Source organism: Microbacterium sp. CJ77 (assembly GCF_002911615.1).
In the GTDB taxonomy this organism is placed as follows: Bacteria; Actinomycetota; Actinomycetes; order Actinomycetales; family Microbacteriaceae; genus Microbacterium.
In genome coordinates, this window is record NZ_PQBR01000023.1 from 95,259 (window position 1) to 109,619 (window position 14,361).

11 protein-coding genes are annotated in these 14,361 nt (G+C 69.6%); 7 read left to right on the top strand and 4 right to left on the bottom strand.

The window, feature by feature from the left end:
• Positions 1–77: 77 nt before the first annotated feature.
• On the bottom strand, positions 78–2,660 hold the full coding sequence (locus C2868_RS12290; RefSeq protein ID WP_100812390.1) for an RNA helicase: 2,583 nt from the start codon (positions 2,658–2,660) through the stop codon (positions 78–80).
• A gap of 120 nt (positions 2,661–2,780) precedes the next feature.
• Between C2868_RS12290 and C2868_RS12295 the strand changes: the two genes are divergently transcribed.
• From C2868_RS12295 to C2868_RS12320, 6 genes are all read left to right on the top strand, one after another.
• Positions 2,781–3,152, top strand: coding sequence for a GNAT family N-acetyltransferase (locus C2868_RS12295; RefSeq protein ID WP_232711349.1), 372 nt, complete (start codon positions 2,781–2,783; stop codon positions 3,150–3,152).
• A complete protein-coding gene (locus C2868_RS12300; protein ID WP_100812392.1) occupies positions 3,149–4,195 on the top strand; it encodes a pirin family protein in 1,047 nt (348 codons plus the stop codon). The genes C2868_RS12295 and C2868_RS12300 overlap by 4 nt, the downstream gene beginning before the upstream one ends.
• A gap of 73 nt (positions 4,196–4,268) precedes the next feature.
• Positions 4,269–4,820 (top strand): ECF transporter S component, encoded by a 552-nt coding sequence (locus C2868_RS12305; RefSeq protein WP_100812393.1) that lies wholly within the window; start codon positions 4,269–4,271, stop codon positions 4,818–4,820.
• 122 nt (positions 4,821–4,942) lie between these two features.
• Entirely contained in the window at positions 4,943–6,793 is a 1,851-nt protein-coding gene (locus C2868_RS12310) for an ABC transporter ATP-binding protein (protein WP_198519617.1), read from the top strand.
• On the top strand, positions 6,790–7,626 hold the full coding sequence (locus C2868_RS12315) for an energy-coupling factor transporter transmembrane component T (protein WP_100812394.1): 837 nt from the start codon (positions 6,790–6,792) through the stop codon (positions 7,624–7,626). The genes C2868_RS12310 and C2868_RS12315 overlap by 4 nt, the downstream gene beginning before the upstream one ends.
• Positions 7,627–7,658: 32 nt before the next feature.
• Entirely contained in the window at positions 7,659–8,540 is an 882-nt protein-coding gene (locus C2868_RS12320; RefSeq protein ID WP_100812395.1) for a siderophore-interacting protein, read from the top strand.
• Positions 8,541–8,582: 42 nt separating this feature from the next.
• On the opposite strand, the gene C2868_RS12325 is transcribed toward C2868_RS12320, so the two are convergent.
• On the bottom strand, positions 8,583–9,563 hold the full coding sequence (locus C2868_RS12325; protein ID WP_100812396.1) for a M15 family metallopeptidase: 981 nt from the start codon (positions 9,561–9,563) through the stop codon (positions 8,583–8,585).
• Between the two features lie 86 nt (positions 9,564–9,649).
• Here C2868_RS12325 and C2868_RS12330 point away from each other — a divergent pair, with 86 nt between their 5' ends.
• Complete coding sequence (locus C2868_RS12330) at positions 9,650–10,777, top strand: Rv2578c family radical SAM protein (RefSeq protein ID WP_100812439.1); 1,128 nt, start codon at positions 9,650–9,652, stop codon at positions 10,775–10,777.
• A 50-nt stretch (positions 10,778–10,827) separates the two neighbouring features.
• On the opposite strand, the gene C2868_RS12335 is transcribed toward C2868_RS12330, so the two are convergent.
• A complete protein-coding gene (locus C2868_RS12335; RefSeq protein ID WP_100812397.1) occupies positions 10,828–13,035 on the bottom strand; it encodes an ATP-dependent Clp protease ATP-binding subunit in 2,208 nt (735 codons plus the stop codon).
• Between the two features lie 94 nt (positions 13,036–13,129).
• Positions 13,130–14,122 (bottom strand): GlxA family transcriptional regulator, encoded by a 993-nt coding sequence (locus C2868_RS12340; protein WP_100812398.1) that lies wholly within the window; start codon positions 14,120–14,122, stop codon positions 13,130–13,132.
• Positions 14,123–14,361 lie beyond the last annotated feature (239 nt).

Sequence of the window (14,361 nt, forward strand, 5' to 3'; positions counted from 1 at the left end):
TCAGCGTCCTGCGCGGACACCGGGCTCAGCGAGTGACACGTCGGGGCACCGAGGCGAAGGGCTCGGGGGGCTCGAAGTCAGAGGCGGAGGACCTCGTCGACGTGAAGCACCGCGGCGCCCTCCTCGTCGGATGCCTCGAGGTCCACCGTCGCGCGGATGCGCCAGTCGTGGTTCCCGTCAGGGTCGTCCACGGTCTGCTCGACACGCCATATTCCGTCCGCGGCATCCGTATCGTCGATCGTGACGAGGCCGGGCGAGCGTGCCGGCCCACCCGTGAGGATCTCGTCGTGCTCATCGAAGTACGCATCGAGCGCCTCGGGCCATCCGGCGTCGGGATCGAGTTCGACGAGCTCGTCGTCGTGCTGCAGGGCGGCGAGCCGGATGCGCAGTTCGACGAGCTCGTCGTCGTGCTGCAGGGCGGCGAGCCGGATGCGCCGAAAGAGCTCGTTGCGCACGAGCACCGTGAAAGCGCGCCGGTTGCGCACGAGCGAGGGCGGCGGCGGGGGCACGACGGGCGCGGACGGGTCCGTCACCGGGTTGATCAGGCTCTCCCACTCGTCGACGAGGCTCGAGTCGACCTGGCGGACGAGTTCGCCGAGCCACGCCACGACGTCGAGCAGGTCGTCGGTCTGCGCCTCGATCGGGACGGTCTGCCGGATCGCACGGTAGGCATCGCTGAGGTAGCGCAAGACGAGGCCCTCGCTGCGACCGAGTTGATAGAGCGAGACGAACTCGCCGAACGAGAGCGCGCGCTCGTACATGTCGCGGACGACGGACTTGGGCGAGAGCTCGAAGTCGCGGATCCACGGCTGGCTCGACGCGAACACCTCGTACGCCTGGGCGAGCAGTTCGGCCAGGGGCTGCGGGTGGGTGACCTCCTCGAGGGCCGCCATGCGGTCGTCGTACTCCATGCCCTCGCGTTTCATCGCGGCGACCGCCTCGCCGCGCGCGCGGAACTGCTGCTGCGACAGAACGGGTCGCGGGTCGTCGAGCGTCGCCTCGATGACGCTCAGCACATCGAGCGCGTAGTGGCCCGTGCCCGCGGCGCCCGGACCGTCGTCCCGGTCCAGCAGCTCGATCGCGGCGAGCGCGAACGGCGAGAGCGGCTGGTTGAGCGCGAAGTTGGGCTGCAGGTCGACGGTCAGACGGATGCTGCCACCCGGCGCCAGCTCGACGATGCCCGCCTGGCGGAGCGTGCGGAAGATCGCCAGCGCCCGCCGGGCGAGCGCGAATCGCCGCGCGAAAGGCTCGTGGTTGTCGAAGACGAGCGATCGGACGTTGGCGAAGACGTCGCCCCCGCGCGCGATGACGTTGATGAGCATCGCGGCCGTGAGCTGCATCTGCGGCGCGAGAGGCTCGGGTTCGGCCACGACGAGCTTGTCGAACGAGGCCTCGCCCCACGACACGAACCCCTGCGGCGCCTTCTTGCGGACGATGTTCTTCGCTTTGGACGAGGGGTTCTGCGCCTGCTTGGCCGCGGCCTTGCGCAGAGCCGCCTCGTTTTCGATCTCGTGCTCGGGCGCCATCACGACGACCGTCCCGGCGGTGTCGTACCCCGCGCGGCCGGCACGGCCGGCGATCTGGTGGAATTCGCGGGCGCTGAGCTGACGCATCCGCTGCCCGTCGTACTTCGACAGCGCCGTGATCAGCACCGTCCGGATCGGGACGTTGATTCCGACGCCCAAGGTGTCGGTGCCGCAGATGACCCGCAGCAGCCCGCGCTGGGCCAGGGTCTCGACGAGCCGGCGGTAGCGCGGCAGCATGCCGGCGTGGTGCACGCCGATCCCCGCGCGCACGAGACGCGAGAGGGTCTTGCCGAAGCCCGTCGTGAAGCGGAATCCGCCTATCGCGTCGGCGATCTCGTCGCGCTGGGCGCGCGAGACGATCTTGACGCTCGAGAGCGCCTGCGCCCGCTCCATCGCCGCGGCCTGCGAGAAGTGGACGACGTAGATCGGCGCCTGCTTCGTCTCGAGCAGCTCTTCGACGGCCTCGTGGATCTGGTCCTTCGAGTACGAGAAGTGCAGCGGTACCGGCCGCTCGACACCTGTCACCAGCGCGACCGGCCGCCCCGTGCGGCGCTCGAGGTCCTCGGCGATCGGCGTCACGTCGCCGAGCGTGGCGGACATCAGCAGGAACTGCGCGCGGGGGAGCAGCAGCAGCGGCACTTGCCAGGCCCACCCGCGGTCGGGATCACCGTAGTAGTGGAACTCGTCCATCACGACCTGGTCGACGGATGCGTCGGCGCCCTGGCGTAACGCGAGGTTTGCGAGGATCTCGGCCGTGCAGCAGATGATCGGAGCATCCGGATTGACCGACGAGTCCCCCGTCACCATGCCCACGTTGGACGCGCCGAAGATCTCGACGAGCGCGAAGAATTTCTCACTCACGAGCGCCTTGATCGGCGCGGTGTAATACGTGCGTCCGCCACGAGCAAGGCATGCCGCGTGAGCCGCGACCGCGACGAGCGATTTGCCCGTGCCCGTGGGCGTCGACAGGATCACGTGCGCGCCCGAGACGAGTTCGATTATCGCCTCGTCCTGCGCCGGGTAGAGGCCGAGGCCGCGCTCGGACGCCCAGTCGACGAATGCATCGTAGATCTCGTCCGCGCTGGCATGCGCGTTCGCGTCCGCGCTCGGGGGCATCCGCGCGAGAAGGTCCATCCGTCGAGTCTTCCCCATGCGGCGAGAGAACCGGACCGAATGCCCTTTCATGCGCCGTCTACCCCGTGGCGGAACACCGGGTCCGGCGCATACGTTGGAGAAACCGAGGGAAGGAATTCCATGAGCCACGACGGCAGCGCTATGAACGAGTCCCCGGCCGCCCCGACGGTCATCCGCAACGAAGAACGCAGCCGCTACGAACTGAAGGATGGCGACGCGGTCGCCGGGTTCGCCGTGTTCGAAGTCAGCGAGGGCGGGCGCATCGCGTTCACCCACACCGAGGTCGACAAGGCCTTCCGCGGTCGCGGCTTCGGCGACATCATCGCCTCCGAGGCACTCTCGGACGCAGCACGCCGCGGCGAGATCATCGTCCCGCTCTGCCCCTTCATCGCCAGCTATCTGAAGGACCATGAGGTCCCGGGCGGCATCGTCGACTGGCCGGAGGAATCCGACGCTCAGGAGTCCGCAACGACGGGCGAGTCTGCGGGATGACCCGGCTGGACGCCGCCGGCGCCGAGGATGTGCAGCACGCATCCGACTGCGACGGCCCGCGTGCGCTCCGCCTCGAGGCACGCGACGTGCCCCTGGGCGGGGTTCGGGCCATGGAGGTGCGTCGCATCCTGCCGCACCGCGAGTTGCCGATGGTCGGCGCCTGGTGCTTCCTCGATCGCTTCGGCCCGCAGGACGCGCTCATGCGCGTCGAACCGCACCCGCACATCGGCCTGCAGACGGTGACGTGGCCCTTCGTCGGCGAGGTGCGCCACCGCGACAGCGTCGACAGCGACGTGGTCGTCACGCGGGGCGAACTCAATCTGATGACGAGCGGCGCGGGGATCTCGCACTCCGAGTACTCGGTCGGCGACGGACCGATCCCGCTCGATGCCCTGCAGCTGTGGATCGCCCTGCCCGACGCCCGCCGCCACGGCGCACCCGCCTTCGAACGGCACACTGACCTCCCGACACTCGGGTTGACCGCGCCCGACGGCACCCCCAGCGGCACCGCAACGGTCGTGATGGGAGAGCTCGGCGGCACCACCTCTCCGGCGAGCGCCTTCACACCGCTCGTCGGCGCCGAGATCGCCATTGCGACGGGATCGACAGTTCGCATCCCGCTCCGGCGCGACTGGGAGTACGCGCTCGTGGGCGCATTCGGCACGGCCCGCGTCGACACGACTCCGATCAACACGGCTCCATTCAACACCGGGACGGATGCGTCGGCCCCGCCCTCCGCCGACCACCACGACGCACCGCTCGGCCCCCACGAGCTGCTGTATCTCGGCCTCGACCGCGACCACGTCGATGTGACCGCGAGCGAGGCCGCGACCCTGTTCCTGATCGGCGGCGAGCCGTTCGAATCCGATCTGGTCATGTGGTGGAACTTCGTCGGGCGCAGCCACGACGAGATCGTCGAAGCCCGGGACGCGTGGGAGGCGGGCTCCGCTCGCTTCGGTCATGTCGTCGATCACGGCGACGAGCGCGTCCCGGCGCCGCCGCTGCCCGCCGTGCGACTGACCCCGCGGCGCAGACGCGCCTGATTCATCCGCGGGGCACGTTTATGTCCGGCGCACGCGTCGCCCGCGTGGCCCCGCCGGGCGATAACCTGACGGGGTGCGGACCCGAAGCCCCCTGACCACGCGCGTGCTGCTCACGTGCGCGGCGATCGGCGTCGCAACGGGTCTGGTCGGCGCGGTGGCCGGATGGCTCACGCCGGTCGTGATCATCGCGACAGCTGGCGTCGCCTACGGCCTGGTGCTGGGCTCGCACGTCCTGGCCGGAATCATCGCGCAGGAACTCCTGCGCATGCCCTTCGTCGCGCTGCTCACTCATCTGATCGCGGCGCTCGTCGCGAGCGCATTCAACCCCGCGTGGGCTCCGCGTTTTCTCGGCACGGCTCTGCTGTTCGGCCTCATCCAAGAGGGCGTGGCGGCCCTGACCCGCTATCGGGCGTGGGGCGCGTGGCGCTTCTTCGTCTCGGCGGCGATCATCGGGATCATCATCGCGGTCGTCGTCGGCTTCGTGGTCCCCCTCGAACAGCTCGCTCCGTGGGCGCGCGTCCTCTACATCGCCCTCTCGATCCTGGGACCCATCGCCTGGACCGCCGTCGGACTGGGCATCGGCGCCGCCCTGCGTCGCGCGGGCGTCGCGCGCGTCCCGCGCTGAAACGGTCGGCGCCACGCGCGTCCCCCCGTGAGAGCGTTCGTTGCCGGGCAAGGTAAGGCTCAGCTAAATTGGGGTATGAATCAGGGCGTTCCCGATTCGCTGGGTTCCGACCCGAGGACTCCGTGACCACACCCCACGACACCCCTCCCGCGCAGCTTCGTCCCGCGGGCGTCTCGGTGACCGCGGCGGGCCTCTCCGTCCGATACCCGGGTGCGGAGCACGCGGCGCCCGACGGTGTCTCGTTCTCGATCGGCGTCGGCGAGGTGGTCCTCGTTCTGGGTCCGAGCGGATCCGGTAAGTCGACCCTGACGCTCACCCTGAACGGCCTGATCCCCCACGCGATTCCCGCGGATGTCGTGGGCAGCGTGCGCATCGGCGGACGGGACGCCGCAGGGGCAACGGTCGCCGAGCTGAGCACCGACGTCGCCATGGTCTTCCAAGACCCGGATGCGCAGATCGTCACATCGACCGTCTTGGACGAGGTGGCTTTCGGTCCCGAAAACCTCGCCCTCCCGGTTGACGAGGTCCTCGCGCGAGCCGAGGCATCCCTGCGTCGCGTCGGCCTGTGGGAACGACGTGACGACAACCCCGACCGCCTGTCGGGCGGCGGTCGGCAGCGACTCGCGATCGCGTCCGCGCTCGCCATGGGTTCGGGCCTCGTCGTTCTGGACGAGCCCACGGCGAATCTCGACCCGCGGGGGATCGACGATGTCGCTGCGGCTCTCGCCGACGTCGTGGCTGTGGGCGATCGTTCGATCGTGATGGTCGAGCACAACCTGGACGCCATCATCGAGCTCGTCACCCGTGTGATCGCGCTCGATGCGAACGGGCGCCTCGTCGCGGACGGGCCCACGGATGACGTGCTGCGCGGACGCGCCGCCGAGCTGAGCGGGCTCGGCGTGTGGCTGCCGGTGTCCACGCTCGCGGCGCTCCGGCTGCGCTCGGCGGGCTATGCGATCGACCCTCTCCCCCTCACCGCGGCCGAGCTGCGCGCAGCCCTCGAGAGCGCCCCCCGGCCCGGGGCGGATCAGGCACGGCCGCATGTCACGCGAACGGATGCTCCGGGCCCGGCGCCGTACGACGCGAAGATCTCCCCACCCGAGCCGATCATCCGCGTCCGCGACCTTTCGGTGCGGCGGGGACGAACCCCGGTGCTGCACGACATCGACCTCGACGTGCACGCCGGCGAGTTCCTCGCGGTCGTCGGGCCGAACGGCGCGGGAAAGACGACGCTGGTGCAGGCGATCGCGGGAGTCGTTCCGCCGCCCCGTGGACGCGTCTTCGTGGACGGCGTCGACCCGGCACGCGCGGATGTCGCGGCGCTGACCGCACGGATCGGCTTCGTCTTCCAGAATCCCGAGCACCAGTTCATCACGAACACCGTCTTCGACGAGCTCGCGCAGGGACTCCGCCTGCGCGGCACGGGCGAGGCCGAGATCCAGGCGCGGGTCGCGGACATGCTCGAGCGTTTCGGGTTGACCGGACGCGAGGCATCCCATCCCTTCCTGCTCTCGGGCGGGCAGAAGCGGCGGCTCTCGGTGGGCACGGCGCTGATCGCCGGCGCGCCGGTGCTCGCGCTCGACGAGCCGACGTTCGGCCAGGACCGCGCGCGCGCCGATGAACTGCTCGGGATCCTCGCGGGGCTGAACGCGCAGGGTACGACGGTCATCGTCGTGACGCACGACATGCAGCTCGTGACCGAGTACGCCACGCACACCGCGGTCGTCGCCGAGGGGCGACTGCTGGCGCACGCGCCGACCGCGGAGGTCTTCGCGGATGGTGAGCTGCTGCGGTCCGCGGGACTGCGCCGGCCTCCGTTGGCGTCTGCGCTGGCCGACCTGCCGACGCATCCGGAACTCTCGGGCATCGTGCGGATGGCCGACCTGCCGGGGGCGCTCCCCGCGGATTCGGGCCATGTCCGTGGAGAAGAGGCGCGAACACGACCCGGATCGACCGAGGGGGTCGCGCGATGACCGCCGCCACGCCGGTGCGCGCACGCGGGAACGACCCCGACGACGTCCGCCACCTCGACCGCGCCCCGCGCGAGCGCTTTCTCTACGCTCTGAATCCCCTCGCCAAGATCGCCGCACCCGTGCCGGCGATGCTCGCGCTGCTCGCGGTGCGGGACCTGCAGACGCCGACCGCGTTCCTCGTGCTCGCGTACGCCGTCATCTTCGTGGGGGCGCGCCTGTCGGCCAGGATGCTGGCCGTCCTGCTGCTGGCCGTGCCTGCGTCCCTGATCGTCATCGGCATCGCCTTCTCGCTGTGGACGGATGCCTCGCGCATCTCGCACGACGTCGTCGTCCTGCAGATCGGGTCCTGGACCCTCTACGGCGAGGCGCTCGAGGTCGGCTTCGCGACCGCGCTGCGACTCGGGGCGATTCTGACACTGGCCCTGGTCGGCGGGCTGACGACGACGGGCGCCGACCTGACCCGCTCGATGATCCAACAGCTGCGCGTGCCCTACCGTGTCGGATACACCGCTCTCGCGGCGTTCCGTTTCGTGCCGCGCTTCGGGTACGAGCTCGAGGTGATCCGTGCGGCGCACCGCGTTCGCGGCGCTTCGCACGGTCGCGGCCCGATCGCCGTGGTGCGCCGCCGGATGGGGTATGTCGTACCGCTGCTCGCCGGAGCCATCCGGCATGCGGAGCGCGTCGCGCTGTCGATGGATTCGCGGGCGTTCGGCGCATACCCCCGCCGCACCGAGAGGTACCGCATACCGTTCCGGGCGCGCGACGTCGTGTTCATCGCGCTGTTCTGGAGCGCGACCGCGGCGATCTTCCTGACTCTCCGCCCCTGGGCGTGACCCCCCGGACCGCACCTCTCGAAAGGAGCCGCATGGCGCAGGCCAGCAGACTCGTCAAGCCCACCGAACAGCGGCTCATCCGCCTCGAGGTGCTCCGCGCCGAGCGCCTCTCGCGGCACCGGGCACGGGTGACGCTCGGCGCCGGCGAAGTCGATCGTTTTGTACCCATGGGCTACGACCAGTGGTTCCGCCTGTTCCTTCCTGTCGGTGGTGCAGCCGGGCTCGAGCGCATCCCGGCGAAGGCGAACAAGCTGATCGGCTACCTGCGGTTCCTGCGCATCCCCGAGGGCGATCGGCCCGTCATGCGCAACTACACGGTGCGTGCCTATCGCCCCGCGACGGATGCAGCGAGCGCCGAGATCGACGTGGACTTCGTCCTGCACGGGTCGGCCGAGGACGGTACCGCGGGACCGGCGTCGAGCTGGGCCGAGACCTGCGTGCCCGGCGAGAGCGTCGTGATCATCGACGAGGGGATCGCGTTCAACCCCGAACGCGGCGTGCAGAACGTGCTGCTCGTCGCGGACGAAACCGGCCTACCCGCGATCGCCGGGATCTGCGCGAGCCTGCCCGCGGACGCCTCGGGCCTGGCCCTGATCGAGGTGCCCTCGGCCGAAGATGCACTCGCGTTCGACCGACCCGCCGGTGTCGAGGTGCGCTGGCTCATCCGCGACGACTACGCGCGGGTGCCGGGAACGCTGGCGCTGTCGGCACTGGCCGAACTGACGGGAGACGATGTGCCCGCGGCATCCTGTCACGCGTACGTCGTCGGAGAACAGGCGCTGCCCGCCGCCGCTCGTCGGCACCTGATCGCGGAGCGCGGGCTCGACAAGTCGCTCATCAGCTTCTGCGGATACTGGCGCGTCGGGGCGCACTCCGCAGCCGGGCCACAGTCCGCCGAGAAGAGCACGCGATGAATCGCGGCCACACACAAGGGCGCGCGATGAGTCGCGCCGGGCTCAGTCGAGGTAGCCGGGTGCCGCGGGCAGACCGAAGAACTCCTCGAGCGTGTGGAATCCGCCCGCGTGGTAGGCCGCGGCGAGCTCAGGCCCGATGTAGCGCAGGTGCCAGGCCTCGGGGTCGTACCCCGTGATGGGGGTCTGGCCGTCCTCGTAGCGGATGATCCAGCCGAACTCCCAGCTGTGCTCGACCACCCACTGGTAGGTCGCCGTCGTCCCGAACTGCTCCGACGACGAGCATCCCGGCGTGCATCCGAAAACGTCCATCGCGATGCCCGACTGGTGCTCGCTGTACCCCGGCCGCGCGGCCAGGCGCTCACCGGCCTCTTTGCCGAGCGACGCGACGCGGTCGTTGTGGATGCGCTGCTGCACGGAGTAGCCGCGATAACCGTTCTGCATGCCGATCCGGCCGGTTCCGGCGGCGACGGATGCCTCGAACATCGCGGTGACGGTCGGCGCGATGTCCGTCCGCACGGCGGCGAGGTTGCCGAGCGGCACGTTCGATGGCGCCACCCAATCGGCGGGTGCGTAGTCGATCGGCTCCATCGGCATGGCCTTGTTGACGACGAACCACACGTGCGACGGGTCGCGCAGGTCGATGCACGGCGCGATACCGCGAATCACCGCCTGCCGGAGCCCCTCTCCCCCACCGGCCGCGCCGATGACGGCGCTGTCGTCGCCGGCCGCGAGTCCAGCCTGAACCTCGGGGCGGTCGCACAACGCGACCTCTGCCAGGGGCACCTCAGAGCGGGTCGGCACCGGGATCGCCGTAGCGGCCGGGGGCGGCGGCGTCACGATCTCGGCCGCGTTCTGCGACGAGCCTTGGCGCGGGGCGGCGAGCGCGCCGCCGATGCCCGCCACAGCGGCCACGGCGAGTGCCACCACGACCGAGGCAGCGGCGAGCCGACGCGCGCTCGGGGATCGAGGTGCTGAGTTCCGGGCAGCGCGGCGGGATTCGGGTGACCCGGTCGCGGAGGTCATCCAATCATTCTGTCCGATCAGCCTGGGTGCTCGCCCCCGACGAAGTGGCGGTTGACGGATGCTTCGGCTTTATGTTCGAATATGGGATGCGCTGGCGGGGACAACAACTCGGAGTTGCGGACGAATCCGCACTTCCCGGTCTGGAGCGCATGGACGGGCTCGTGCGTTCCGTCACGACCCCCGAGTTCGCCGGGATCACGTTCCATGAGGTGCTCGCGAAGTCCGCCCTGAACCACGTGCCGGGCGCTTCGGCGATGCCGTTCAACTGGACGATCAATCCGTATCGGGGCTGCAGCCATGCATGCTCATACTGCTTTGCTCGCGGCACGCACGAGTATCTCGACCTCGACGCGGGAGCCGACTTCGACTCGCAGATCATCGTCAAGACCAACCTGGCCGAGGTCTTGCGGCGTGAGTTGCGTGCCGGATCCTGGCAGCACGAGCACGTTGCCCTCGGCACGAACACCGATCCGTATCAGCGCGCCGAGGGGCGCTATGCACTGATGCCGTCGATCATCGAAGCCCTGGCCGAGTCCGGCACGCCCCTGTCGATCCTCACCAAGGGAACACTGATCCGACGCGACCTCGGCGTGCTGTCCGCCGCGCGCGAACAGGTGCCCGTCGATCTGGCTTTCTCGATCGCCGTGTTCGACGACACCCTGCAGCGCTCGATCGAGCCCGGAACGCCGACGGCGACCGCACGCCTCGCGGCCGTGCGAGCGGCGACCGCGGCCGGCTTCGCGGTGACGGTCTTCATGATGCCCGTGATGCCGCATCTGACCGACTCGATCCCCGCGCTCGACGACGCGCTCGCCCGCATCAAGGACGCCGGAGCGGTGCGGGTCGTCTACGGCGCACTGCACCTGCGTCCGGGAGTCAAACCCTGGTTCATGCAGTGGCTCGAGCGGGAGCATCCGGAGCTCGTCTCGTCGTACCGCGGCCTGTATCCGGGCGCGACCGCGAACGCACCGAAGGGGTACCGGCAGTGGCTCGCGAAACGCGTGCGACCGCTGATCCGGGCGCACAAACTCGATGGGCGTGCCGAAGAGGAACAGACGATGCGGGCGCGCGGGCCGGGTCCGGTCATCACGACGCCGTCGGCCGGGGCAAGGTCCGCGGGTGGACCGGTGTGGTCGGCACGCCGCGATAGCCGGCCGGGACGACCGTCGACGGCGGGCCCGCGCTTCGACGTGGACCCGCCGACCCTGTTCTGACACGAAGCCGTCGCACCAACCCGGGCGAGACACCCCGCCTGCGCCGGCGCCTACTCGACGATCTCGGCCTCGATCACGTCGTCGTCGGATGCCGCGGGCGCCGTGGGGGCGGTCGGACCCGCGCTGGTCAGAACCAGCGAAGAACCGTCCGCCGCGACATCCACCCGCACGGTGTCGCCGTCGCGCACCCCGCCCGCGAGGATCGCCATCGCGAGGCGGTCCTGGATCTCGGACTGGATGAGGCGACGCAACGGCCGCGCACCGAAGGCCGGGTCGTATCCGCGCTCGGCCAGCCAGGCCCGGGCATCGGGCGTGACCGCGAGGGTGAGTCGACGGTCATGCAGACGCCGCTGCAGCGCATCGACCGACAGCTCGACGATCTGCGCCAGATCGTCCTGCGTGAGCGCGTGGAAGATGACGATGTCGTCGAGACGGTTGATGAACTCGGGCTTGAAAGCCTGACGCACGAGCCCCTGCACGGCCTCCCGCTTCTGCTCGATCGTCAGCGTCGGGTCGATCAGGATCGGCGAACCCAGGTTCGAGGTCAGGATCAGGATGACGTTCTTGAAGTCGACCGTTCGACCCTGGCCGTCCGTCAGTCGCCCGTCGTCCATGACCTGCAACAGAACGTCGAAGACCTCGGGGTGCGCCTTCTCGACCTCGTCGAGCAGCACGACGCTGTACGGGCGTCGGCGCACGGCCTCGGTCAGCTGACCTCCCTGCTCGTACCCGATGTAGCCCGGAGGCGCACCGACCAGGCGCGAGACGGAGTGCTTCTCGCCGTACTCGGACATGTCGATACGCACCATGGCGTGCTCGTCGTCGAAGAGGAACGCGGCGAGCGCCTTGGCGAGCTCGGTCTTGCCGACGCCCGTCGGGCCGAGGAAGAGGAACGATCCGGTCGGCCGGGCGGGATCGCTGATGCCCGCGCGGGAACGGCGCACGGCGTCGGAAACGGCCTTGACCGCATCCTTCTGCCCGATCAGGCGCTTGCCGAGCTCGGCCTCGAGGTGCAGCAGCTTCTCGGTCTCTCCCTGCAGCAGGCGCCCGACGGGGATGCCGGTCCAGGCAGCGATGACGGCCGCGATGTCTTCGTCGGTGACCTGGTCGTTCACCATGCGCTCTTCGGTCGACTCGGCACGCTCTGCCTCGATCACCTCGCGCTCCAACGCGGGGATATCGGCGTAGAGCAGGCGCGATGCACGCTCGAGGTTGCCCTCGCGCTGGGCCCGTTCGGCCTCGACACGTGCCGCGTCGAGGCGCGTCTTGAGATCGCCTACGCGGTTGAGTGACGCGCGCTCGCGCTCCCACCGCCCCTGCAGTTCGCTCAGGCGATCCTTCTGGGCGGCAAGGTCTGTCCGGAGCTTCCCGAGACGCTCCTTGGATGCCTCGTCCTTCTCCTTCTTCAGCGCCATCTCTTCCAGCTTCAGCCGGTCGACGTGGCGCCGCAGTTCGTCGATCTCGAGCGGAGCGGAGTCGATCTCCATGCGCAGGCGCGAGGCGGCCTCGTCGATCAGGTCGATGGCCTTGTCGGGCAGCTGGCGGCTCGGGATGTAGCGGTTCGAGAGGCTTGCGGCCGCGACGAGCGCGGCGTCCGCGATCGCGACCTTGTGGTGCGCCTCGTACCGCTCCTTGAGCCCGCGCAGGATGGCGATCGTGTCCTCGACCGACGGCTCGCCGACGTAGACCTGCTGGAAGCGGCGCTCGAGCGCCGCGTCCTTCTCGATGAACTCGCGGTACTCGTTGAGCGTGGTCGCACCGATGAGCCGCAACTCGCCGCGGGCGAGCATGGGCTTGAGCATGTTGGATGCGGCAACCGAGCCCTCTCCCCCGCCCGCGCCCATGAGCACGTGCAGTTCGTCGATGAACGTGATGATCCGCCCGTCGGACTCGGTGATCTCTTTCAGCACGCTCTTGAGGCGCTCCTCGAACTGCCCGCGGTACATCGCACCGGCCACGAGGGCCGAGATGTCGAGGGCGATGAGCTCCTTGTCCTTGAGCGAATCGGCGACGTCGCCCGCGACGATGCGCTGCGCCAGTCCCTCGACGACGGCGGTCTTGCCGACGCCGGGCTCACCGATCAGCACGGGGTTGTTCTTCGTGCGGCGGGTGAGCACCTGACTGACGCGCCGTATCTCGGCGTCGCGTCCGATGACGGGGTCGAGCTTGCCCTGGCGCGCCCGGTCGGTGAGGTTGATCCCGAACTGCTCGAGAGCGCTCTGCTGCTCCTCTTGCCCGGGCTGCTGCGTGGCGTTCATTGATTCTCCCGAAATCTGCGGCCCATAAACTTGAGCCTGGTTGACTCAAGTTTATCAGGGGTCGCTCGCGACGACAAGGGATCTCGTGAGGAGATCAGGCGGCGGAGCCCTCGAGAATCGGCACGGGCGCCGCATCCGTCGAGCAACTGAAGGTCGAGCGGTACGCGGTGGGCGTCGTGCCCAGCACCCGCGCGAAGTTCTGACGCAGAACGGCCGCCGAGCCGAACCCGCACTCGTATGCGATGCGGTCCAGAGCGAGGTCGGTCGTTTCGAGCAGCCGCTGCGCGTGGATGATTCGCTGTCGCGCGAGCCAGGCGGCGGGGGTCGTGCCCAGGTCGGCCTTGAACCGTCTGGCGAACGTCCGTGGCGACATGTGCGCGCGTGCCGCGAGGTCCTCGACGCTCAGGTCCTGCCGCAGGTTCTCGAGCATCCAGTCCGTCACGGGCGACAGCGACAGCGAGGAAGCCTCGGGAAGGGGCTGCGCGATGAACTGCGCCTGACCGCCGTCCCGCTGCGGGGGCACGACCATCCGCCGCGCGATGATGTTCGTCAGTGCGGCACCGAGCTCGATCCGCAGCAGGTGCAGGCAGGCATCCAGACCGGCCGCGGTGCCGGCGCTCGTGATGATCCGGCCGTCCTGCACGTAGAGCACGTCGGGGTCGACCTCGACCCCGGGGTACATCGCCGCCATGGTGTCGGTGTAGCGCCAATGGGTCGTAGCGCGGCCGCCATCGAGAACGCCGGCGGCCGCGAGCACGAAAGACCCGCTGCACACGCTGAGCAGCCATGCGTCACGCCGGGCGGCATGGCGCACGGCGTCCAGAACGCGGGAATCGACGCTGCCCCACGTCTTCCGAGGAATCGGGCATACGACGACGAGATCGGCTTCGTACGCGAAGGAGAGGTCCGCGTCGACGTTGATCGAGAAACCGAGGCTCGACGCGACCGCCCCCGGGTCAGGGGTCACGATGCGGAAATCGAAGTTCGGCACCCCGTCGTTGGAGCGGTCGAGGCCGAAAGCCTCGCAGGCCACCCCGAACTCGAACGGGGCGAACCCCTCTTGCACAATCACGGCGACAGTCTTCATGTGCGCTCCTCGCTGCACCGGCGCTACTGGCAGGATTCATACGATACACGGCCTTCCTGCCACTCGTGACACTATCAGGCCTGCCGTAGCTTTTCTGCCATGATCCTTCTCATTCTCTTCGCCGCCCTGTCCGTCGTCGGCATCGCCGCCACGGTCGTCGCCGTCCGCCGCGATGGCTATCGCGCCACACCCACCGACCGCTCACGCCTTCCGTGAGGGCCCCGTCACCTCGCGGGCCC

What these genes read in the sequence shown, in the direction of transcription:
- C2868_RS12325 (WP_100812396.1), bottom strand. Translation starts at nt 9,563, where the DNA reads ATGACCTCCGCGACCGGGTCACCCGAATCCCGCCGCGCTGCCCGGAAC.
- C2868_RS12340 (WP_100812398.1), bottom strand. Translation starts at nt 14,122, where the DNA reads ATGAAGACTGTCGCCGTGATTGTGCAAGAGGGGTTCGCCCCGTTCGAG.
- C2868_RS12315 (WP_100812394.1), top strand. Translation starts at nt 6,790, where the DNA reads ATGACCGCCGCCACGCCGGTGCGCGCACGCGGGAACGACCCCGACGAC.
- C2868_RS12320 (WP_100812395.1), top strand. Translation starts at nt 7,659, where the DNA reads ATGGCGCAGGCCAGCAGACTCGTCAAGCCCACCGAACAGCGGCTCATC.
- C2868_RS12290 (WP_100812390.1), bottom strand. Translation starts at nt 2,660, where the DNA reads ATGGACCTTCTCGCGCGGATGCCCCCGAGCGCGGACGCGAACGCGCAT.
- C2868_RS12330 (WP_100812439.1), top strand. Translation starts at nt 9,650, where the DNA reads ATGCGCTGGCGGGGACAACAACTCGGAGTTGCGGACGAATCCGCACTT.
- C2868_RS12295 (WP_232711349.1), top strand. Translation starts at nt 2,781, where the DNA reads ATGAGCCACGACGGCAGCGCTATGAACGAGTCCCCGGCCGCCCCGACG.
- C2868_RS12335 (WP_100812397.1), bottom strand. Translation starts at nt 13,035, where the DNA reads ATGAACGCCACGCAGCAGCCCGGGCAAGAGGAGCAGCAGAGCGCTCTC.
- C2868_RS12300 (WP_100812392.1), top strand. Translation starts at nt 3,149, where the DNA reads ATGACCCGGCTGGACGCCGCCGGCGCCGAGGATGTGCAGCACGCATCC.